The organism is Oscillospiraceae bacterium (genome assembly GCA_025757985.1).
In the GTDB taxonomy this organism is placed as follows: domain Bacteria; phylum Bacillota; class Clostridia; order Oscillospirales; family Ruminococcaceae; genus Gemmiger.
Window position 1 is genome coordinate 1094958 of record CP107210.1, and the last position, 22337, is coordinate 1117294.

A 22337-nucleotide genomic window follows, 5' to 3' on the forward strand; every position below is an offset into this window, starting at 1 on the left:
TCAATACAGATAATCGAACTCATATTCGCCGATCTTGATGGTATCCTCTTCCTCAACGCCCTGCGCGACCAGCTCGTCCAGAATACCGGAATCACCCAGCTGCGTTTGGAAATACTGCAGGCTCTCGTAGTCCTCGACATTCGTGCCGGCAAGGATACGCTCCAGCCAAGGGGCATCGACAGTAAACTCGTGGTCGCCGGTGCGCTCCACCGTGAAGGGGCGGGTAGGCTGGGCGCTCTTGTCGGGGCGCTTGTACTCTGCCTCGTAGATCTTGACCGGGGGCAGGTCCTTCAGGCGGTTGTAGACCAGCGCGGGCAGGCCGTCCACGCCCTGACGGGTCGCGGCGGAGATCGGCAGGAAGGTCAGGCCCTGCGCCTCGATATAGCTCTTGAACTCCTCGACCTGCTCCGGGGTGGCAATGTCGCACTTGTTGCCCAGCACGATCTGCGGGCGGTCGGCCAGCTCAGCGCTGAAGCCGGCCAGCTCGTGGTTGATCTGCTCAAAGTCCGCCTTGGGGTCGCGGCCCTCGCAGCCCGAGACATCAACGACGTGCAGCAGCAGGCGGCAGCGCTCGACATGGCGCAAAAAGTCATGGCCCAGACCGACACCCTCTGCCGCGCCCTCGATCAGGCCCGGAATATCAGCGCAGACAAAGCTCTGCTCGGGGCCGACACGGACAACGCCCAGCACCGGGGTCAGCGTCGTAAAGTGGTAGTTTGCAATCTTGGGGCGCGCCGCCGAGATGATGCTGATGAGGGTGGACTTGCCTACATTCGGGAAGCCGATCAGGCCCACATCGGCAATGACCTTCAGCTCAAGCTTGAGGTGCATGTCCTCACCGGGCAGGCCGGGCTTGGCGAACTTGGGGATCTGGCGGGTCGGGGTGGCAAAGTGGCTGTTGCCCCAGCCGCCGCGGCCGCCCTTGGCCACGACCACTGGCTCGGAGCCGGTCAGGTCGGCCACGACGAGGTCGGTCTCGGCCTCCTTCAGCACGGTGCCGCGCGGTACGCGGATGACAAGGTCATCACCGTCCGCACCGCTCATCCGCTTGGCACGGCCGTTCTCGCCGTCGGGTGCGGTGTATTTGCGCTTGTAGCGGAAGTCCATCAGGGTGGACAGGTTATCGTCCGCCACAAAGATGATGTCGCCGCCGCGGCCGCCGTCACCGCCGTCCGGGCCGCCCGCCGCCACGAATTTTTCGCGGTGGAAGGTCACCGCGCCGTCGCCGCCCTTGCCGGCGTGCAGCCAGATCGTGGCGGTATCAATAAAATTACTGGTTGCCATTGTGTACCTCTCTGATAACTACAAAAAACGAGCGAGCCGCAAAGGCCCGCCGTACCGGTTTTTTTACTGCTTGACCGTGCAGCGCTTGCGGTCACGGCCCATGCGCTCGAAGTGAACGCGGCCATCGACCAGAGCGAACAGGGTGTCATCGCTGCCGATGCCAACGCCCTCACCCGGATGGATGTGGGTGCCGCGCTGACGGACCAGGATGTTGCCGGCCAGAACGAACTGACCGTCGCCGCGCTTGACGCCGAGGCGCTTGGACTCGGAATCACGGCCGTTCTTGGTAGAACCTACGCCTTTCTTATGTGCCATTGTGATTTACCTCCTTAGCCGTTGATCGCGGTGATTTCCACCTTGGTGTAGGGCTGACGATGACCCTTGCGGACCATGCTGCCCTTCTTGGGACGATAGGTCAGGATGTTGAGCTTCTTGCCCTTGCCGGTCTTAACGACCTTGGCAACAACGGAAGCGCCCTCAACAACGGGAGCGCCGACCTTGACAGAGCCCTCCTCGCCAACGGCGAGAACCTGATCGAAGGTGACTTCGCTGTTGTCCTCAGCGTTCAGTTTCTCGACATAAACAACGTCGCCGACCTTAACGCTGTACTGCTTGCCACCGGTTTTGATAACTGCGTACATGTGATAACCTCTTTCAATAAGTCTCGCTGGTCTGTAGGGCGGTGTGCCGAAAAATGCACACACTTATACAGCCCATACCATGCGGCTCTAGTATCTTACCATATAACCACCGCAGTTGTCAAGGGGGTTTCAAGCGTGGGAAGGTTAAAATTTCAGAATTCTTTTGCCTTCCCCCAAGGGGCTGCGCCCGCTGGCGCGTGTCGGAGCGCAACCGCCGTAGGCGGCTCTTAGCGCGTAGACTGAAGGTGGGCCCGCAGGGCCGGATGAGGGGCAAGTCTGCGGTTGTATCCCATCAGTGAGCTGCAATGGCAAGGTTGCCCCTCATCAGTCCGCTTCGCGGACAGCTTCCCCCAAGGGGGGAAGCCTTTATTAGCGGCCCTGCCGCTTTGCGGCCTCGACTGTGTTCAGCATGAGCATGGCGCGGGTCATCGGGCCGACACCGCCGGGTACCGGGGTGATGTAGGGCGGCCTTCTCGGCGGCCTCGGCAAAATTGACATCGCCGTGCAGCTTGCCGTCCGCACCGCGGTTGATGCCCACATCAATGACCACCGCACCGGGCTTGACCATATCGCCGGTCACAAAGCCCTCGCGGCCGACGGCGGCCACGAGAATATCGGCGGCGGCGCAGACCTCTTTGAGGTTTTCCGTCTTGGAGTGGCAGATCGTGACCGTGGCGTTCTTGGCCAGCAGCAGCAGCGCCGCCGGCTTGCCCACGATGTTGGAGCGGCCGATGACCACCGCGTTCTTGCCGGCGATCTCAGTGCCGGTGGACTCGATCATCCGGATGCAGCCCGCCGGGGTGCAGGGCAGATAGCACGGCTCACCGATCTGCATCCGGCCGACATTGACGGGCGAAAAGCCGTCCACATCCTTCTCCGGCGGAATGGCGTCAATAACGGCCTTCTCGTCGATCTGGGCGGGCAGCGGCAGCTGCACCAGAATACCGTGGACGGCGGCATCCTCCGCCAGCTTTTTCACCTCGGCCAGCAGCGCCTCCTGCGTGGTGTCGGCGGGCAGGTTGATGCTGCGGCTCTCAATGCCGCACTGCGCGCAGTCGTTGATCTTGCCGCGGACATAGACCTGACTGGCGGGGTTCTCGCCTACCAGAATGACCGCCAGACAGGGGTTGATGCCCCGGCTTTTCAGCTCCCTGACCTTTTCTGCGGCCTCGGCCTTCGTGGCTGCGGCCAATGCCTTGCCGTCAATGATGGCTGCTCCCATGATACTTTCCCTCTTTCAAATATATTTTTTGTCGCACAGGGCGGCAAAGCGGTGTCAACTCTTACACCAGCAGCACCTATCGCCGTGCTGCAAGCGGTTGCCGGTTATTCCTGCGGGCCCTCTATTTCTTCGATCTCCACGGTGTTCAAATCCAGCGCATCAAGACGCGCGTTCATAGCATCGGTGGCCTTGACGAATTCGGCGTGGGGCGCATTGGCAGGCAGGGTGTCCGGGGTGAACCGCTCCCCTGCCTCGGCCTGCTTTTTAATGTCCCTCACAGCCAGCGTGACGGTCAGCGTTTTTTCCCTTGGCGCTGCGCAGGCCGATGACCATCAGCACAGCTGCCGCGAGCACCGAGCCGATGGCCACCAGCTGGCTGGCCCGCAGCCCCGTGCTGCCGATCAGCAGCGAGTCGGTGCGCAGCCCCTCGATCCATGCGCGGCCGAGGCCGTACCAGATGACATACCCGAGGAAGATCTGCCCGTTGAAGCGCCGTTTTTTAAAGAACGCAGCCAGCGCAAGAAAGCCGACCAGACACCAGATGCTCTCATACAAAAATTGTGGGATGCACCGGAGATGACATACCGAGGACGATCTGCCCGTGGACCGGATCGGAGATAGATGACATACCCGAGAAGATCTGCCCGTTGTACATGCCCCAGGGCAGCGTTGTGTTTGTGCCGAACGCCTCCTGATTGACGAAGTTGCCCCAGCGGCCGATACCCTGCCCGATGAGGAACCCCAGCGAGACAAGATCAAACAGCGGCAGCAGCGGCACCTTGCGCCATTTGGCGGCCAGCCCGCCAAAGATAAATGCGCCGAGGACCGCGCCGTAGATGGCGATGCCGCCCTTACGGATGTCGATCATCTCCCAGATGCTCTGGTAGGCAAAGGGCGCCATAGCCACATAGTAGATGCGGGCGCATACGATGGCCATCACAGTGCCGATGGCCACCACATCGACCAGCCGGTCGGAGTCAATGCCGTAGTCCACGGCATTGCGGAAGGCGTAGAGCATTGCCAGCAGCATACCCGCCGCAATGATAACGCCGTACCAATAGATATTGAACCCGCCGATGGACAGCGCCACCCGGTTCACGGTCAGGTCAAGGCCCAACCCGGGAAATTGCACATGATAGATCATTTTTACCTTTCCCCTCTTTACGCTTCTGCCGGGTCGATCTGCACATAGGCGCGGTTTTCCTCCCGCAGGGCCGTGCGCAGCAGGGCATTTGCATCATCCACCGTCAGCTCGGCCAGTGCAGCGATCTCGTCAGCCAGGGTGCGGCCCTTCAGGCAGGCCGCAGCGGCCTCCTCGGCAGCATCGTCCACGGCCTCGACATCGCCCAGCAGTTCTCCGTACATCTGGTTTTTCACCAGCATAAAGACCTCGGGGTCCACACCGTCACGGCGCATCCGCTCGATCTCTGCCTGCAGCAGATCCACGACCTCGCGCGGGGTATCGCTCTCACCGGTAAAGGCCACAGCGCAGGCACCGCGCACCGCGATGAAATCGCCCGAGAATTCCGGGTTGACAAGCGCCTCATCGTACAGACGGCGGTAGAGCTTCGTCAGGCCGCCGACAACGAGATCCCCCAGCATATCCAGCAGCAGCTCCCGCTTTATATCCCCCTCGGCCAGCGGCTCCTCCCGGTAGGCCACACCGAAGCAGGGCTTTGTGACGGGCATTGTAAAGACGGCCTCCCTGTGGGGCAGCGGGCCGCTCTGCGCGGGGATCGCCCACTCGACCTCATGCGGGGCGCGGGCGCGGTAGAGCCCGTTGCGCTTGCAGGCATCGACCGCCTGCGCCAGTGTGATCTTGCCGGCCACGCTCAGCACCATGTTGGAGGGCGCGTAGAACGCCTTGGTGCAGCTGTAAAGCATCTGCGGCGTCAGCTCGGCAATGCTCTCGACCGTGCCGGCGATGTCGTCCCGCAGCGGGTGGTCCGCATACAGGCAGCGGAACAGTGCGTTCAGCAGCCGCCAGTCAGGGCTGTCATCGTACATCTTGATCTCCTGCCCGATGATGCCCTGCTCCTTGGCGATGGTGGCCTTGGTAAACCACGGCTTGCCGACCATGCCCAGCAAAATGTCAAGGTTTTCGTCGATCTTCTGGGTGGCGGAGAAGAGATAGCAGGTGCGGTCATAGCTGGTAAAAGCGTTGGCCGAGGCACCGGTCTTGGCATAAAAATTGAAAGAGTCGCCCTTGGGCGTCTCGCACATCTTATGCTCCAGAAAATGCGCCGTGCCGGCGGGCAGCGTAACCTGTTTGCCGTCCAGCTTGAAGGCGCGGTGGATCGAGCCGAAGCCGGTAGCGTAAATGGCGTGTACACTGCTGTAGCCCGGCATCGTGCGGCAAAGCACAGTCAGGCCGCTGGGCAGTACAACGCTTTCACAGCTTACGGCGGCGGCAGCACGGCTCTGGGCCGCCTCAAAAGCGGCGTGGTCGTTATTCAACATCCTCGCTGCCTCCTTTCCCCTGCGTGCCCGGCTCGGCGGTCACGGCGTAACAGACGGAATAGTGGTAGCTCTGCAGCGTCTGGCGCACCTCGTCCAGACTGACGGCGCCGGTCAGAACCTTGCCGTACTCCGGCGGGTAGAGCGGCTCGCCGCGGGTAATCTGGCCGTAGTACCAGTTTTCCAGCGCAGCAAGGCTGTCCCCCAGCGCGTCCATACTGGACAGCAGGCCGCGGCGGCAGTCATCGACCTCTTCCTGCGTGATGGGGCCGTTTTTCAGCCCCTCCAGCTCGGCAAGGATGGCGGCCTCGGCCTGCTGCTCTTTGCCGGGCTCGACGCCGGAGTCGATCATCATGACGCCGGTGGCCCGCTGGGCGGCAGAGCCGCAATAGTAGCAGAGGGACTGCTTTTCCCGCACATCGCGGAACAGGCGGCTGGTCGCAGAGCCGCCCAGCACACTCATCGCAACGCGCAGGATGCTGACGCTGGGCGGGTTGGGGTGCTCCTCGCCGGTCGTGAACAGCATGCACAGCTTGGCCTGCGTCAAACCGGGGATCTCCTCCTTAAAGTGGCGCAGCGGCATGGCAGGCATCGCGGTGGGGGCAGCAAACGGCTGCGGATCGCGGTGCAGACCCTCCAGCTTTTTCAGCAGCAGATCGGCCACGCGGGCCTCGTCCACGCCCTGCACCATCACATCAATGGATGCGGTGGAGAGGATGCGGTCATACTCAGCCTTGAGGCTTTGCGGGGTCACATGGACCAGCTCGCCGGGGTAGCCGCCCAGCTCGATGCCGGCCGGGGTATCGCCGTAGAATTTACGGCGCGCCTGACGCACACAGTAAAGCCGCTTGGAGTTGAACTCCGCCTCAAGACGGCGGGCCTGCGTTTCCGTTTCGATGCGCACGGCCTCGGGGTCAAAGGCACCGTCCACAAGATACGGGTCGAAGATCGTGCCGAACACGATGTCGGCGTAGGCATCGGTCAGATTCTCCCCCGCCAGTGCGTAGGCGTCCTTGATGCCGCAGATGTCGGCGGAAAGCACGCGGTCGGTGCCCGCACTGGCAAGGTCAACGCCGAGGTCCGCGCCGTACAGCTCGGCCAGACGGCGGGACAGGGCGGTCATATCGGGGCAGGCCGCATAGCCGCGCTCCAAGACAAGGGCCAGCACGGCGGCATCGGTGGCAGATTCCCGCCGGGCCGGGAAACGCAGATGCAGCGTAATGCGGCAGCGGTTAAATTTAGCAGCATCCAGCGTGGTGATGTATACGCCGGGTGCGAGTTGTTTACGTTCCAAATCGTTATTCCTTTCAAACATCAATAGATATTGGTATTATACCGCTTTAACGACATAAAGTAAACAAAAAACTTGCAACAGATACTATATATTGTTTATAATAGAGATTATGAAAGCCCGATTTGCAGGGCGGCCAGCCCTCTGGCCGCCGCGGGGTGAGGGCACCCCGCCCTACGCCCCCATGAAAAGGGGCATCCACCGTACACTTGCGGGCCGGGCATGCCCGGCCCCTGCAAAGCAATTTTATACAGAGAGGTCATTTCTATGGATCGTTTCGCCCTGAAAGGCACTTTTTTGGACACACCCACTCCCGATACCCTGCGGGTGCGGGACGGATACCTGCTGTGTGAAAACGGCCTGTGCGCCGGTTTTTCCGCAGCCGCCCCTGCCGGGGTCGAAATTCTCGACTATACGGGTAAAATCATTACCCCCGGTCTGGTCGATCTGCACCTGCACGCACCGCAGTACAGCTACTGCGGCACCGCCATGGATCTGGAGCTGCTGGACTGGCTGCAGCAGTACACCTACCCCGAGGAGGCGCACTACGCCGACCCGGCGTATGCAAAGCTTGGCTACGCCTACTTTGTGCGCGATTTGAAAAACAGCGCCACCACGCGCGCCTGCATCTTTGCAACGCTGCACACCGATGCCACGCTGGAGCTGATGCACCAGCTGCGCGATGCCGGGCTATCCGCCTTTGTCGGCAAGCTGGGCATGGACCGCAACAGCCCGGACAGCTACCGGGAGCCCGATGCGGCTGCCGGTCTGGCTGAGACCCGCCGCTGGCTGGATACCTGCCGGGCCGAGAACACCCTGCACGCGGGGGCCGTGCGGCCGATGATCACCCCGCGGTTCACCCCCAGCACCTCCGATGCCTATATGGCCGGGCTGGGCGCACTGGCAGCCGAATACGGCGTGCCCGCCCAGAGCCATCTGTCGGAGAATCCCGGCGAGATCGCATGGGTGGCCGAGCTTTGCCCTGACACAAGCTTCTACGGCGAAAGCTACAGCCGGTGCGGACTGTTCGGCGGCAGTGTGCCGACCGTCATGGCCCACTGTATCTACTGCCCCGATGCGGAGGACGCACTGATGAAGCAAAACCGCGTCATGATCGCCCACTGCCCCACCAGCAATGAGAATGTCATTGCCGGTATCGCCCCCGCCGCCCGGTATCTGCGCGGCGGCTGGCGCATCGGGCTGGGCAGCGATGTAGCGGGCGGCCACACGCTTGATCTGTTCACCGTCATGGCCACCGCCGTGCAGGTCAGCAAGCTGCGCTGGCGGTATGTTGACCAGCGCGAAAAGCCGCTGACGATGACCGAGGCGCTGTACATGGCTACGGTCGGCGGCGGTGATTTCTGGGCCAATTTCGGCGAGAAGGTCGGCCTGTTTGAGGAGGGCTACGCCCTTGACGCCCTTGTGCTGGACGATGATCCGCTGAAAAACATGCGCACCTTCACCCCCGCCGAGCGTCTGGAGCGGTACGCCTACCTTGGCAAGGGCGCACTGACCGCAAAGTTTGCGCAGGGCAAAAAGCTCCTGTAAGCCTTTATACAACACCAACGGCCCCCGTACACCACACTGTGTACGGGGGCCTACCCATATCCCTCTATATTGCTTTACAAAAGTGCTTAGTTGATGAATGCGTCATGGATGGCGGCAACAGCCTTGTCGGCGTCGGCCTCGTCGATGATGACGCTGATTTTGATCTCACTGGTGGAGATCATCTTGATGTTGATGTTCTGGTTGAAGAGTGCCTCGAACATGGTGGAGGCAACGCCGGAGTGGCTCTGCATACCGGCGCCCACGATGGAGACCTTGGCGCAGCCCTTGTCAACATTGACATCGCCGCCGCCGATACGGCTGGTGGCGTTCTTGAGGGCGGCCACAGCACTTTCAGCATCGCCAAGGGGCACGGTGAAGCTCATATCCTTCTTGCCGTCACGGCCGGTGGTCTGCAGAATAATATCCACATTGATGTTCTTCTGGGCCAGCAGGCTGAAGATCTTGAACGACATACCCGGCACATCGGGCACATCCTTGACAGTCAGAACGGCAACATCGGTGTCCTTTGCAACACCCTTGATGAGCATACCTTCCACTTTGCATTCCTCCTTAACAACGGTGCCGGGCACCGGATTGATGCTGGAAATAACCTCCAGCTCGACATTGTACTTTTTGGCCAGCTCCACACTGCGGTTGTTCAGCACCTGCGCACCCAGAGAAGCCAGCTCCAGCATTTCATCAAAGGTGATCTCCTTCAGCTTGGTGGCCTTGGGGATCTTGCGCGGGTCGGCGGTGTAGACGCCCTCCACATCGGTAAAGATCTGGCAGCGGTCCGCATGCAGCGCGGCCGCCAGTGCAACGGCGGAGGTATCGCTGCCGCCGCGGCCCAGCGTGGTAATATCATCGGAACGGTTCAGCCCCTGAAAGCCTGCCACAACGACAACGCGGTTGCGGGCCAGCTCACTCTCGACACGCTCGGTGTCCAGACGCTTGATGCGCGCCTTGGAGTAGGCGCGGTCGGTGTTGAAGCCGGCCTGCCAACCGGTCAGGCTGATGGCGGAAACGCCCAGCTCCTGCAGCGCCATGGCCAGCAGCGAGATCGAGATCTCCTCACCGGCCGCCAGCAGCATATCCATCTCGCGGTGGGACGGATCCGAGGTGATCTCGGCCGCCTTGGCGATCAGGTCATCGGTGGTATCGCCCTGCGCCGAAACAACAACAACGACATCGTTGCCGGCGTTGCGGGTATTCATGACGATGCGTGCCACATTGAAGATGCGGTTCCGGTCTTTGACCGAGGAGCCGCCGAATTTTTGTACGATCAAGCCCATTGGTAGTATCCCCTCTCCCCTGTTCCTTCGTATATCAGCTCACCACTGCGCCGACATTGTCGGCCAGCAGACGATGCACGGTAAAATGATGCAGCGGGCCGTCCGCCGCAAGCGCCGCCTCGGCACGGGCAAAGAACTCTGTATCGTCCTTATGCACAACGGCCATGATGGTCGGCCCTGCGCCCGAGATGTACACAGCCTGCGCACCCAGATCCTGTGCCAGCTCAAACACCTCATCGCCGCCCTCGATGAGCGGCAGACGGTATTTCTGGTGCAGCACATCCTTGGTTGCCACGCCCAGCAGCGCGTAGTTGCCCTCGCAGAAGGCGGCCGTTGCCAGCGCCGCGCGGGACAGATTGTAAACGGCATCCTTATGGCTGACCATCGCAGGCAGCGCCGCACGCGCTTTGCTGGTCAGCAGGCGGAAATCCGGCACAAAGGCCGCAAAGGCCAGTTCCGGATCGATGTCCTTTTTGACGCTGTAGACCTGACCCTCATCAATGACGCTCGTCACAAAGCCGCCCAGCATGGCGGGGGCCACATTGTCGGGATGCCCCTCGATGGCGGTTGCCAGTGTCAGCATCTGGCGCTCGGTCAGCTTATCGCCCAGCAGGGCGTTGGCCCCCATGATGCCCGCCACGATGCAGGCCGAGCTGGAGCCGAGGCCGCGCGCCATCGGGATATCATTGCGCTGGGTGATGCGCAGACCTTTCAGCGGGATGCCGAGCTGATCATACACGACCCGGGCTGAGCGGTAGACCAGATTGTTGCTGCCCGCCGGGACATGGGTGCCGTCCACCGAGGTGATCTGGATACGGTCGGATTCCTCAAAGGTGAATACATTGTGCATTGAGACGGCCAGGCCCAGAGAGTCGAACCCGGCCCCTACATTGGCGCTGGTTGCCGGGACTGTTACTGTTACCATATTCCCTGTTCCCTCTTACTCTTCCAGTTTTTTCATAGCCAGTGCGACCTTGCCGCCCAGCACCTCGATCTTCCGGGTGACAGCGGCAACCTCGGCAGCCGTGGCGGCATCGATCAGGTAGGCAGCCTCGCCGTTTTCCTCAAAGACCAGATGGCCCGCACCGGCCACGCTGGGCAGCAGCGCACCCGCCACACCGGTTACCCGGATGTACCACGGGTAGGTATTTTTGTCCACCAGCTGCCCCTCCGGCTTTTCGGCGGGCTTCCAGAAAAGGCTGTCATGGACCTTTGCACCGTCCTTCAGTGCATCAATGACATCGGCCACCACGGCGCTGGCGGTGGGCAGCTTGCCCGCGCCCTTGCCGTAAAAGACCACATCGCCGAGCATATCGCCCTTCATCAGCACGGCATTGAACACATCATCCACGCCTGCAAGCTGGTTTGCGTTGCAGACGAGCATCGGCTCCACGCCGGCGGCCATATTCCCGTTCTCGCCCTCGTCATACCAGGCGATAAGCTTGATGGCGCTGTCGAGCTTTTCGGCAGCCTTGATGTCGGCCACCGTGATATCACGGATGCCGCGTGCCGGGATATTGTCGGGGTAGACATGGTGCCCGCAGGCAAGGCTGGCCAGAATGGCGATCTTGCGGCAGGCATCGCGGCCGTCCACATCATCGCCGGGGTCCTTCGTCTCGGCATAGCCGAGCTGCTGGGCGATCTTGAGCGCTTCGTCAAAGCCCATGTTCTCGCGCTTCATCTTGGTGAGCATGAAGTTTGTGGTGCCGTTGACGATGCCGCGGATCTGGCTGATATGGTTGGCGGCCAGGCACTGGTGCATCGGGGTGATGATCGGGGTGCCGCCGCCGACGCTGGCCTCAAACAGGAACGCCGCATTGTGCGCCTTGGCAAGGGCAAGCAGCTCGGCGCCGTAGGTAGCGACCATCTCCTTGTTGGAGGTGCAGACGCTGCGGCCGCTTTCCAGACACTGCCGCACATACGGGTAGGCAAATTTTGTGCCGCCGATCGTCTCGACCACGACCCGGACCTCCGGGTCATTCAGGATGGTGTCGATTGACTTTGTAAACAGCGCCGCGTCGGGGGAATCGGAGAAATCCCGCACATCGAGGATGTACTTGACCTCTACCGGCTCACCGGCACGGCGGGCGATGGATGCCGCATTGCGGCGGCAGACCTCCAGCACGCCGGAGCCGACCGTGCCAAAGCCCATAATTGCAATTTTAGCCATTCTATCTTCCCCTGTTCTTACACTTGGTATCCTGTATATGCCGGGCATATCCGGTCCCCAGCTTTCCCGCCGCAGCGCAGCTTTGGCAGGGCAGCGGGCGAGGCGTGCCTCGCCCCTGCATCATGCCCCGCGGTGGATCTCCACCACGCAGGGCTGGTGGGACAGGCGGGTCAGCATCTCATCGACCGGCATCTGCATCGTGCCGGTGCGGACCGTGACCTCCACCTGCGCCGCGCCATTCTCCGGGCGGGACTGGGTGATGGTGACGATCGAGGCACCCGCCGCCGAAATGCCCGAGAGCAGGCTCTGCAGCGCGCCGGTCTTGTCGAGCAGCGTAGCCACAACGGTGATGGACTCACGCCCGGTCTCGGCATCAAAGACGGTATCCTTATATTTGTAGAAGGCGCTGCGCGAAATGCCCGCCTGCTTGGCGGCGGCGGAGATATTGCTCACCGCACCCGAGGCCAGCAGCTCCTTGGCCTGCAGCACCTTGACAAAAACCTCCGGCAGAACATCCGCATCTACCAGCAGAAAACGCCTCTCGGCCATTGTGTTTCCCCCTTGTGTACAAGTGTTTCTCAATGTGTTCCATGATACCACGCCAACGGGCAGGTTGCAAGCCTTTTGGGGCGGTTTTTGTGCATTTTGTCAGATTGCACAGCGCACAGCCGTTAAAAGCCAACATCTTTTGTGCGAGTACAACTGTATCCCGTACAAAAACAAACCACCCCAACCGTTTTGCGGTTGGGGTGGTTTTTTATAAAGGCTTCCCCCGCGGGGGAAGCTGTCACCGAAGGTGACTGATGAGGGGCAGCTTTGCCTCTATTGCCCGGGAATGGGTCGCTGCGGCAAACGCGCCCCTCATCCGGCGCTTCGCGCCACCTTCCCCCTTGGGGGAAGGCTTTTATTCAGCCCCTGCCGCTGCCTCTGCGGCGGCCTGTGCCAGTGCGGCAAAGGGGTCTTCCTCACTTGTGACGGTATAGCTGCTGTCGGGGAGGTTATCCTCGGTGTAGTAGCCCACGGCGCCGCCGCCGGAGACGATGGCACCCGTGGAGGTGTCAAACCGTTTTTCAACGACATTCTCACCCTTGGCGAATTCCTTGACCGGCAGGTCTGCCTGCAGGTCCTCCATCAGGTATTTCCATGCCAGCTGGATGGGCTTGCCGCTGCCGCCCGCTTTGCCCAGCTTGTCCATCTCGGTCGGGCGGTCACAGCCCCACCAGATGGCGGTGACATAGTACGGCGTCAAGCCTGCAAAGGTGTAATCCTTGTAGTTGCTCGTCGTACCGGTCTTGGCCACGGAATCCATCTCGCCATCGGGGGCTCTGCCGTAGGCAGTACCCTTGGCGCTGTGCAGAACATTCCACAGCATACGGTTCATGATATAGGCCGTGTCGGCGCTGATGGCCTGCGTGGTGTTGATATACTTGTTGTTGTCGAGGATCATGTTGCCCTGATAGTCGGTGACCTCGGTGTAGTAGTGCGGCGTGGTGTAGCTGCCGGTGTTGAACATCGTGTAGGCACCCGCCAGCTGAACCACGGTCAGACCATTGCTCTGCGAGCCAAGGACCAGCGGGCCGAGGTCCATATCGTTCTCTGCGCTGATGTAGCTGCATTCCAGCGTATCATGCACAAAGTTGTACAGGTAATCCACGCCGACCATATCGCCGACCCAGACAGCCACCGTGTTGTAGGACTGCTGCAGGGCATCGTAGATCAGCATCGGGTTGCCCTGACCGCCGACACCGTTATAGTTGGTCGGCCATGCACGCCAGACATCGGTGCGGGACTGGGCTGCCTCGGAATAGGGGCTCATCACGCCGATATACTGATCCTTCAGGACCTTCTTGTCCTCCGCAGAGTAGTACGGGGCATCGAGGATCTGGGAGGAATAGCTGATCAGCTTGTAGTCCAGCGCCAGCGCGTAGGCGCCGATCGGCTTCATCGTAGAACCGGTCTGGTGGGGCGAGGTCGCACGGTTGAAGCCGAGGTCGACCTTCTTCTCACCGATGCCGCCGCCGATGCCCAGAATGTTGCCGTCATAGTCCAGCACGGCTATGGAAGCCTGGGTGCGGACCTTCTCATAGACGCAGAGGTAGACGGTCGTGTCGTTGGGGTAGTCGGGGTCGGTGGACTTGCCCGTCTTCAGCGTTGTGCCTTCCTCGTCAGCGTAGACGGGGATTGCCTCCTGCCCGTAGACCGCGTAGCCGTCCTTCGTGATGGGCAGGCCGGTGGCCTCATCGTACTGGACCTCGTCCCAGCTGCTGCTGTCGGCGGGGTAATCACGCAGGCAGACCGGCTCCTCATGCCACAGGGCGGGGATCAGGTCGTCCTCGTTGTACATCGTCTTTTCTACACCCTCCTGAACCTTGGGGTCCACGGTGGAGTAGATGCGCAGGCCGCCGGAGAAGATCAGCTCCTTGGCCTCATCCTTCGTGTAGTTCAGATCCTCCTGCAGCTGGGTCAGCAGCTCGTTGTACAGGGCATCGGTGAACCAGGAGTTGCTCGAGGAGCGGGTCGCGTTCTCAGCCATGGCCGAGCTTTCGGTCAGGGTGATGGTCTCGGCCTTGGCGGCGTCGAACTCCGCCTCGGTGATATATCCCTGCGTACACATCTCATACAGCACATGGTTGCGGCGCTTGATGAGCTCCTCAGGGTTGGTGGCCGGGTTATATTTGGTCGGGTTCTTGGTGATGGACGCCAGCACCGCACACTCGGAGAGGGTCAGATCCTCGACATGCTTGCCGAAATACTCGAGCGAGCCGGCCTCCATGCCGTGGACGATGCCGGTCAGCGGGATCGTATTGAGGTATGCCTCAAGGATGGTCTCCTTGCTGTACTTGTTGTCCAGACCCAGCGCGCGGAAGATCTCGCGCACCTTACGCATATTGTCCTGCTCGTTATCGCCGGTCAGGTTTTTGATCAGCTGCTGCTCCAGCGTGGAGGCACCGCGGTTGGTACCCCAGATGCGGTTGCCGGTGAAGGCGTTCAGCGCTGCGCCGATCGTACCCTTGAGGTTGATGCCGGGCTCGGTCCAGAAGTTCTTGTCCTCAATGGCGACGACGGCATTTTTCAGGTTGTCCGGCATGGCGGAAAGCTCGCGCCAGATGCGGTTTTCGCCGCGGGTCAGCTGGTCATACTCGTCAACATAACGGTCATAGATGATCGAGGTCTGCTTGTTTTTCTGGTTGTCCAGATCGAGCGTCTCGGCATCATCTGCCGTGACCTGCACGATATACATGGACAGCAGCACGCCGCCTACGCTGCCCGCCATGATACACAGGCAGAGCATACAGCCGATAAAGCTTAGGATCATACCAATGATGCTGCGGCGCTTTTTCGGCTTTTTCTTTTTGTTCTGGTTGTTCTGGGGTGCGCCGGGCTGACCGGTGGCACCTGCGGTCGTTTTTACGCCATCTGTGGAGATATGGCGCTGCTGCTTGGGTTCTATGGGAACCGCCTCCTTTGGTCCATATAAAAGATACGGCCTTACGCCGTAACACGAAAATGCACAATGCTATAGAATGGATTATACCACAAAACGGCAGCAAAAGTACAGTATCGGACGCAAAATTCACAACTTTCGGTGTTTTTGTCTGTCATGGCGGCCATACTAACCGTGCAAGGGGGAATTATTATGCAAAACAGACAAATCAGCCCGCGCGGGGTATATCTCGCGCTGCTGGCGGCGGCTGCGGTGCTCTGCCTGACGGCGGGGCTGGCATGGCTTGTGCGCGGGCAGCCGCAGGCTGCCCCGCCCCGCTACCTGCTGCGGGACTGCGCCGGCCACCCGGCCCTGTATACAGCCGAGGGCACCGGCCCGCTGGCCACCTATGAGGAGATCTACACACACCTGCTGCCCGAAAGCGATGTGCTGGCCCTGCAGCAGGGCGTCTATCTTGCAAACGAGGCCGAGCTGCAGCAGCGGCTGGAGGATTACGGACTTTGATTCTTGCGTCCGCACCCTTTTTATGGTATAGTATAGGCATCTACCATATATATAAAGGAGCTATTACTATGAGCGAACAGGAAATTCTGAGCGCGGTACAGGATATTTTCCGCGATAATTTTGACGATGACTCCCTTGAGATCAACCGCAGCACCTGCGCGGACGATATTGAGGACTGGGACAGTCTGGAGCAGATCAACCTGCTGACCGCCATCGAGAAGAAGTTCAACATCAAGTTCAAGCTGGCGGATGTCCGCGGCCTGAAGGATGTCGGCGATCTGCTGGACCTCGTCGCACGGATGGTGTGATCCCGCAGGCGGATGCAGACATCTGCCCCCACATAACTTTTGCATACTTTCATGGCGGCAATTTTGCCGCCTTTTTCCAATGATACAAAGGAGTCTGCCATGAACCACTACACGCTGGCGGAAATGACCCCCGGCCTGAGCGAGGAGTTCACCGTCACGGTCACGCCGGAGATGATGGACGCATTCTGCACCATCACCGGGGATGTCTCCCCCATTCACATGGATGCCGACTATGCCAAGGGCCGCGGCTTTCCCGGCCGGGTCGTCTACGGTATGCTGGGTGCCAGCTTCTTTTCGACACTGGCAGGCGTTTACCTGCCCGGAGAGCATTGTCTGCTCCACGGCGTTGAGTGTAAATTTGCCAAGCCCATCTTCATCGGGGACACGCTGACCGTCAAGGGGACCGTTGTCTCGGTCAGTGAGATCGGTAGCGAGGCCGAGATCAAGGCGGTCATCACCAATCAGGACGGCAAGCGCGTGACACGCGGCGTCATCAAGGCCGGGCTGGCGAAATAGCCCCCCTGCCGCCCCTGCAACTGTAAGGAGAAAATCATGGCTTATACCTATCTTATCACCGGTGCCACCAGCGATGTGGGCCGCGCACTGATCGAGCGGCTGCTGGCCGACGCCCCCGCCGACACGACTGTGCTGGCCCAGGGCTGCGGCGATCTGGAAAAGCTGGCCGACCTCTGCGCCCGCTTCCCCGGACAGGTGCGCCCCTTTGATGTGGACCTGTCCGACCGTGCCAAGGTGGACACCTTTGTGCAGGTGCTGGCATCGTCCGCCCCTGCGCCGACCCATTTCATCCATCTGCCCGCCCTGCCCGTAGTCAATGCCAAGTTCAAGGCGTTTGACCAGACCCGCTTTGACCGCGATCTGGAAATTCAGGTCCACAGCGCCGTGCGTCTGTGCCGCGCCGTGCTGCCTGCCATGGCCAAGGCAAAATTCGGCCGCGTGCTGTTCATCCAGACCAGCTACACCATCGGCTGCCCGCCCAAGAACACCGCCGCCTATGTCATGGCCAAGAGTGCCATCGGCGGCCTTGTCAAGAGTCTGGCTGTCGAGTATGCCCGCTTCGGCATCACGGTCAACTGCGTGGCCCCCAGTATGATGGAAACGAATTTCTTGAAGGACACCCCCGACCTGATCGTGCAGGCCGCCGCCGAGGAAAACCCGATGGGCCGCAACGCGACCCCCGCCGATGTGGTCCCGGCCATGGCGTTCCTGCTCTCCGATGAGGCGCGGTTCATCACCGGCGTAACGCTGCCGGTCACGGGAGGGTCGGCCATTGTCTGAGACAACCTTCCGGCTGGCGCGCCTCGGCGAGGACGCCGCCATCATTGATTTTATCAACGACAATTTTGACATGCGCCTGCCGCTGCTGAACCGGCCTGAGCTGTACCACCACTACTACGCAGGGCGCGGCGGTGTGCCCCAGTTTGCCGTGGCGGAGGAGGACGGCCGCTATGTCAGCGCCGCCGGGTACATATTGGCCAACACCCGGCGCAAGCCGGACATCTGGGTCAGCGTCTGGGTGGCCGCCAAGGGCCACAACGGTGTCGGGCTGGAGCTGATGAACGCCCTGCCCGGGCTTTTGAACGCCGATGTGGTTGCCTGCAACAACATCCGCCCCAACACCTGCACCTTCTACCAGTTCCTCGGCTGGCGGGCCGAACGGCTTCCCCACTACTACCGTCTTGGCCGCCGCCGCGCTTACTACCTTGCCAAGCCGCTGCGGTATTCCCTGCCCCCGGTCCAGCGCGATCTGGGCCTTGCCAAGGTGGAAGATGCCGCCGACCTGATCCCGCTGGGCATGCCCGCCACGCCCCACACACCGCGCAAGGATGTGTGGTACATGCGGCGGCGGTACTTCCACTACCCGCACTTCAAATATGATGTCTGGGCCGCCTGCGAGAACAACAAGCTGCTGGCCTATGTCGTGACCCGCACAGTCTCCGCCAAGGAGACCGGCTGCGCCGCCGTGGTGCGGCTGGTGGACTTCATCGGTGAGGACAGCGTGCTGCCCCGTCTGGGGGCGGCGCTGGACGCGATCTTGAACCGCGAGGGCGCCGAGTACATGGACTGCTACAACGCCGGTATCCCTGCCGATGTCTGGCTGGCCGCCGGCTTTACCGAGCGCGTTGAGGGCGATGGTTGCATCATCCCCAACTACCTGACACCGCCCCTGCATGAGAACACCGAATATTACTACTTTACAAACAAGCCGGAGAATTTCGTCATGTTCAAGGCCGACGGCGATCAGGACCGACCGAACCTGAAATAAACCAGAACACCCCGCAGCGAAGGGCGCGTACCCTCTCGCCGCGGGGTGTTCTTATCGGTTATGATGATTGCGCCTACCTATTTTATATGTAATATATAGGCACCACAAAAAGAAATAAGCCTGTGACAAAAAAGATGTCACAGGCTTATGGTCGGAGTGACGGGATTTTCCCTCGGACTAAAAAACAGTCCACCGGACTGTTTTTTGCGCGCTGCGGCGCGCCGTCCTGTTCAAACCCTCGTCCCTCTGGCGACAAAAAGGACCCCCAGCCTAAGCTGGAGGTCCTTTTGGTCGGAGTGACGGGATTTGAACCCACGGCCTCTTGGTCCCGAACCAAGCGCGCTACCAACTGCGCTACACCCCGGAAAGAAAAACCGCAGCAGCCAGGCTGCTGCGGTGTGGTTGGGGATGAGAGGATCGAACTCCCACGGGCGGAGTCAGAGTCCGCTGCACTACCATTATGCGAATCCCCATCGCATTTTGTGTCTTGGGCGTCTGCCCTCAACGCTCATATATTATAGCGTGCCTCGCAGGATTTGTCAACGCTTTTTTCAAAAAAACTTCAAGATTTTTAAAAAATCTTTATCCGCCCTGCACAGCCTTTTTCTCTGCTTTCATGGACATTTGCCTGCAAATGGGCTATACTGTTTTCCATAGGGAGGGGTGCTTATGGTACAGGTCGATCTCATCACCGGGTTTTTAGGCTCCGGAAAGACAACATTTTTACGCAAATATGTACAATATCTTATCCAACAGGGACACAATGTCTGTATTCTGGAAAATGATTTCGGTGCGGTGAATGTAGATGCCATGCTGCTGCAGGACCTCATCGGGGAGCGCTGCGACATCGAAACGATCAGCGGCGGCTGCGACTGCGACACCCATCAGCGCCGCATGCGGACCAAGCTGATCTCGATGGCGATGCGCGGCTTTGACCGGGTGGTCATTGAGCCAAGCGGCATCTTTGATGTGGACGAGTTCTACGACATCCTGCGGGACGAGCCGCTGGACCGCTGGTACGCGTTGGGCAATGTCGTTGCAATCGTGGATGCCCGGCTTGAGGACACACTCTCCCTGCAGGCGGAGTATCTGCTGGCCTCGGAGGCTGCCAGCGCCGGGCTGGTGGTCATGAGCCGCGCCCAGCAGGCAAGCCGCGCGCAGGCCGAGGCGGTGGTTGCGCATCTGAATCGCGCGCTGGCAGCCTGCCGCTGCCCCCGCCGCTTCGGTGACGATGTCCTCTGCAAAGACTGGGCCGCGCTGACCGATGCGGACTGGGAACGCATCGACCGCTGCGGGTGGCAGCAGACAAGCTATGTAAAGCTGCACTTTGACGAGCATGAGGCGTTCACCTCGCTGTATTTTCTCGAGCTGGGCCGCACGGCAGAGCAGCTGCAGCGGGCCGCACGCACGCTGCTGCAGGGCGCAGGGTACGGCCATATCCTGCGCATCAAGGGCTTCATTCCCGAAAACGGCGGCTGGCTGGAGCTGAATGCCGCCCGGGATGCAATGACCCTGCAGCCGATCCCAAACGGTCAGGAGGTACTGATCGTCATCGGCGAGGGGCTGGATAAGGCTGCCATCGAGGCGGTTGTAAAGCGGTTGTGAATATTTATAGCATCTGAATAAATATGCAAAGCCCGTATCCTTCGCGTTGAGGGATACGGGCTTTGGTTGTTATTCAGCGCACATTTTGCAGACGGTGCGGTTATTCTTCGTCAAAAACCTTCGTCCAGTTGTACTCTTTTCTTGCAGGGCGGCCGCTGTCATTCTGGTCCCTGCGGGCAGTATACGCGCCGATCACGGCGGAGGGCATCAGCAGCGCCTTCTCGACCTCGGACTGAAAGACCAGCTTCGGATTCTTGATCTTGGGATTCTTCATCAAATCCTTCCAGTAGGTGTCATAGTCCATCATGACCGCCATCGCCTCAAACAGAATGGTCAGGCTTTCATAGCGGGCGATGACCTTATTGAGGGCATCCAAAAATTGCATGTTGGCCTTGCCCTCCATCATGCCGTCATCCTTGCCCTTGACATTACGGCGGCAGAAGTAGGCTGTCATCTGCAGAATATCCTCAAAGGCCTCCATCTGGCCGGTCGTCAGCCTTGCCGAGAGCGCCTCGCGGTCGATGTAGCGCAGCAGGGCTGCCGTGATTTCCTTTTTTGTCGCAGCATCGTCCGGTTCCAGCTGGTTCACCGGCTCGGCGTCCGTCTCCACAAAGTCAGTCGTCTCCACGATATCCGGCGTTTCGGGGTATTCGTCCTCCAACTCCTCCGGCATACCGCCCACGACATAAAGACGATAGTTTTCCAGATCCTCAAGGATCGCACGGGACAGATACGGCAGCGGCGCGCTCTTGGTGCGTGCCACCGGGATGACCTTGGCGGCATAGCGGGTCGCAGCCCCCTCAAACCAGCGGCGCAGGCCGCCGCAGTTGTCGATGACATTGTTCATCGTCTGGAAGAAATGCGCGTTGCCGCCGTCGATCATCTTGTCATTGCCGCGCGGCGTTCCGGCCATCTTGACCATGGCGCCGATGATAGTATGCACGGCCTCCATCTCATCGGCAGTCAGTTCTCGTGCCAGCTTATCCAGCTCTGCCTTGACCTCCAGCTCTTGACGCAGAATTTCCGGCGTAGCACCGTAGGAATACGGGATCGTTGTCTCAGGCACCGAAACATACTCCAGCGTCAGGACATTCGGGTCATCGTCCAAAGTGCCGGTCTCTGCCAGCGTCAGCTTGTTTTTCTTGCTGCGCACCTTGCTCGACATGGATTTAGTGATCTCGTTCAGCTTGTCATCCGCGACCTGCTTGTCCACAGGCTCGATCGTGACGGCGATGGCAATGACGCGCTGGCGGTCTTTTTCGTAGACCTCATAGTCAAAATAAATGTCGGTGTGTCCGTTGATTTCACTTTTCGCCTTGTCCAGCACCGTGCGGCGGACATGGGCCCAGTTGGCTGCGTTGCAGTCCACCTGTTTTTTCAGCGTTTCAATGTTCCAGACGAGCGGCTCGCCCTTCTGCTTTTTCGTCAGGTAGAGATTCTGGTAGCTCTTGCACAGCTCATAAATCTTCAAGCTATACTGGCTCTTCATCGGGAGCGTATAGGTGATGTTCATTGTTGTGTAGAACTCTTTAAGCTGGATCAGGTGCGGCTTGAGCGACTGGTCCAGCGTCAGCACGATCTTACCGGTGCCCTCATCGATCGTTGCGCTGGAAAGCCAGCGGAACATCGTGATTTTTTGGGTGCCTGCCAGACGGATCCACTGTACCTTGGCGTTGGCGATATCCTCGATGTTCTTTTTGACCTGCTTGTACATCGAGCCGTTGTGGGGGTCCACGCCGCAGAGCTTGAGAAACTCATAGATCGACATCTCATAGCGTGGCAGCTCGGTATCCGACGGCTTGATCATGGCGAAAATGTGCAGCATCAGCTTTTGCTGACTCAGCGAAAGACTGTACATTGCGTTCTGGATCAGGTCGTTGGATTTCCGGACGATCGTCTGGCTGCCGCGGCCGCTGTAGGTAGCGACCGGGGCGGTGCTTTGCTTTTTGCCGTTTTTTGCACCGGCTTTGGCCGCAGTCTTTTTGGTGCGGCCGTTTTTGCTCCCTGCCTTGGTGGCCGAGGGGGTGGGTGTGTAAGAAGCCATGCTGAAAACCTCATTCTCAGGCATTGCCGTACAACACCGCAGACGGGACTTGTACGGGATGCCTTTACACGCACTGAAAAATACACATCCCAAGCCCGCAGCCATCCTGCTGCACGGGCCGGAAATGTGCTTTAAATAACAACAATTTTCTAAAAATCTAAAAAAGCATGCGAATTTCCCGAAAAGTATCGCGCAATTCGTTAAGCGTATAATACCAGATTGTGCGCCGGGTGTCAATTATT

Annotated in this window: 21 protein-coding genes, 2 tRNA genes and 1 pseudogene; 7 read left to right on the forward strand and 17 right to left on the reverse strand. The window is 60.1% G+C overall.

The features are described 5' to 3' along the window. The 9 genes and pseudogenes from obgE to OGM67_05565 all read right to left on the reverse strand — a co-directional run bounded on the left by obgE (position 1) and on the right by OGM67_05565 (position 6898). Positions 1-1284: a GTPase ObgE gene (gene obgE / locus OGM67_05525; protein ID UYJ35775.1), complete on the reverse strand. Its 1284-nt coding sequence runs from the start codon at positions 1282-1284 to the stop codon at positions 1-3. Between the two features lie 63 nt (positions 1285-1347). Next, a complete protein-coding gene (rpmA, locus tag OGM67_05530; protein UYJ35776.1) occupies positions 1348-1599 on the reverse strand; it encodes a 50S ribosomal protein L27 in 252 nt (83 codons plus the stop codon). A gap of 14 nt (positions 1600-1613) precedes the next feature. Further along, positions 1614-1925 carry a 50S ribosomal protein L21 gene (gene rplU, locus OGM67_05535; GenBank protein ID UYJ35777.1) on the reverse strand — a complete coding sequence of 104 codons (312 nt, stop codon included), beginning with the start codon at positions 1923-1925 and terminating at the stop codon, positions 1614-1616. 369 nt (positions 1926-2294) lie between these two features. Next, positions 2295-3147, reverse strand: a pseudogene (gene folD / locus OGM67_05540) (bifunctional methylenetetrahydrofolate dehydrogenase/methenyltetrahydrofolate cyclohydrolase FolD). 104 nt (positions 3148-3251) lie between these two features. Continuing rightward, a complete protein-coding gene (locus OGM67_05545; protein ID UYJ35778.1) occupies positions 3252-3425 on the reverse strand; it encodes a hypothetical protein in 174 nt (57 codons plus the stop codon). Beyond that, positions 3412-3702 (reverse strand): prolipoprotein diacylglyceryl transferase, encoded by a 291-nt coding sequence (locus tag OGM67_05550; protein ID UYJ35779.1) that lies wholly within the window; start codon positions 3700-3702, stop codon positions 3412-3414. The genes OGM67_05545 and OGM67_05550 overlap by 14 nt, the downstream gene beginning before the upstream one ends. Beyond that, complete coding sequence (gene lgt / locus OGM67_05555) at positions 3695-4291, reverse strand: prolipoprotein diacylglyceryl transferase (protein UYJ35780.1); 597 nt, start codon at positions 4289-4291, stop codon at positions 3695-3697. Before lgt ends, OGM67_05550 begins: the two co-directional genes overlap by 8 nt. A gap of 17 nt (positions 4292-4308) precedes the next feature. Then, on the reverse strand, positions 4309-5607 hold the full coding sequence (locus OGM67_05560; protein ID UYJ35781.1) for an insulinase family protein: 1299 nt from the start codon (positions 5605-5607) through the stop codon (positions 4309-4311). Further along, a complete protein-coding gene (locus OGM67_05565; GenBank protein UYJ35782.1) occupies positions 5597-6898 on the reverse strand; it encodes an insulinase family protein in 1302 nt (433 codons plus the stop codon). The genes OGM67_05560 and OGM67_05565 overlap by 11 nt, the downstream gene beginning before the upstream one ends. Positions 6899-7162: 264 nt before the next feature. Here OGM67_05565 and OGM67_05570 point away from each other — a divergent pair, with 264 nt between their 5' ends. After that, positions 7163-8443, forward strand: a complete 1281-nt coding sequence (locus OGM67_05570) for an amidohydrolase family protein (GenBank protein UYJ35783.1) — start codon at positions 7163-7165, stop codon at positions 8441-8443. Positions 8444-8529: 86 nt separating this feature from the next. Here OGM67_05570 and OGM67_05575 read toward each other — a convergent pair whose 3' ends face one another. The 5 genes from OGM67_05575 to OGM67_05595 all read right to left on the reverse strand — a co-directional run bounded on the left by OGM67_05575 (position 8530) and on the right by OGM67_05595 (position 15221). Beyond that, the gene (locus OGM67_05575) at positions 8530-9735 is read right to left on the reverse strand and encodes an aspartate kinase (protein UYJ35784.1); all 1206 of its coding nucleotides are present in this window, start codon (positions 9733-9735) and stop codon (positions 8530-8532) included. A gap of 34 nt (positions 9736-9769) precedes the next feature. Further along, positions 9770-10660, reverse strand: a complete 891-nt coding sequence (gene thrB / locus OGM67_05580; protein UYJ35785.1) for a homoserine kinase — start codon at positions 10658-10660, stop codon at positions 9770-9772. A gap of 15 nt (positions 10661-10675) precedes the next feature. After that, the gene (locus OGM67_05585) at positions 10676-11905 is read right to left on the reverse strand and encodes a homoserine dehydrogenase (GenBank protein UYJ35786.1); all 1230 of its coding nucleotides are present in this window, start codon (positions 11903-11905) and stop codon (positions 10676-10678) included. A 120-nt stretch (positions 11906-12025) separates the two neighbouring features. After that, on the reverse strand, positions 12026-12454 hold the full coding sequence (locus tag OGM67_05590; protein ID UYJ35787.1) for an ACT domain-containing protein: 429 nt from the start codon (positions 12452-12454) through the stop codon (positions 12026-12028). Between the two features lie 355 nt (positions 12455-12809). Continuing rightward, entirely contained in the window at positions 12810-15221 is a 2412-nt protein-coding gene (locus tag OGM67_05595; GenBank protein ID UYJ35788.1) for a transglycosylase domain-containing protein, read from the reverse strand. 321 nt (positions 15222-15542) lie between these two features. Between OGM67_05595 and OGM67_05600 the strand changes: the two genes are divergently transcribed. From OGM67_05600 to OGM67_05620, 5 genes are all read left to right on the forward strand, one after another. Next, a complete protein-coding gene (locus OGM67_05600) occupies positions 15543-15854 on the forward strand; it encodes a hypothetical protein (protein UYJ35789.1) in 312 nt (103 codons plus the stop codon). Between the two features lie 68 nt (positions 15855-15922). After that, entirely contained in the window at positions 15923-16162 is a 240-nt protein-coding gene (locus OGM67_05605) for an acyl carrier protein (GenBank protein ID UYJ35790.1), read from the forward strand. A gap of 99 nt (positions 16163-16261) precedes the next feature. Beyond that, a complete protein-coding gene (locus tag OGM67_05610) occupies positions 16262-16678 on the forward strand; it encodes a MaoC family dehydratase (protein ID UYJ35791.1) in 417 nt (138 codons plus the stop codon). A 36-nt stretch (positions 16679-16714) separates the two neighbouring features. Next, complete coding sequence (locus tag OGM67_05615; GenBank protein ID UYJ35792.1) at positions 16715-17458, forward strand: SDR family oxidoreductase; 744 nt, start codon at positions 16715-16717, stop codon at positions 17456-17458. Next, on the forward strand, positions 17451-18446 hold the full coding sequence (locus OGM67_05620; GenBank protein ID UYJ35793.1) for a hypothetical protein: 996 nt from the start codon (positions 17451-17453) through the stop codon (positions 18444-18446). Before OGM67_05615 ends, OGM67_05620 begins: the two co-directional genes overlap by 8 nt. Before the next feature lie 288 nt (positions 18447-18734). On the opposite strand, the gene OGM67_05625 is transcribed toward OGM67_05620, so the two are convergent. Both OGM67_05625 and OGM67_05630 read right to left on the reverse strand, forming a co-directional pair. After that, positions 18735-18810 (reverse strand) — tRNA-Pro (locus OGM67_05625). A gap of 35 nt (positions 18811-18845) precedes the next feature. After that, a tRNA-Gln gene (locus tag OGM67_05630) sits at positions 18846-18919 on the reverse strand. A gap of 196 nt (positions 18920-19115) precedes the next feature. On the opposite strand from OGM67_05630, the gene OGM67_05635 reads away from it, so the two are divergent. Next, the gene (locus tag OGM67_05635) at positions 19116-20051 is read left to right on the forward strand and encodes a GTP-binding protein (GenBank protein UYJ35794.1); all 936 of its coding nucleotides are present in this window, start codon (positions 19116-19118) and stop codon (positions 20049-20051) included. 100 nt (positions 20052-20151) lie between these two features. On the opposite strand, the gene OGM67_05640 is transcribed toward OGM67_05635, so the two are convergent. Beyond that, positions 20152-22095: a replication initiation protein gene (locus OGM67_05640; GenBank protein ID UYJ35795.1), complete on the reverse strand. Its 1944-nt coding sequence runs from the start codon at positions 22093-22095 to the stop codon at positions 20152-20154. Positions 22096-22337: the final 242 nt, after the last annotated feature.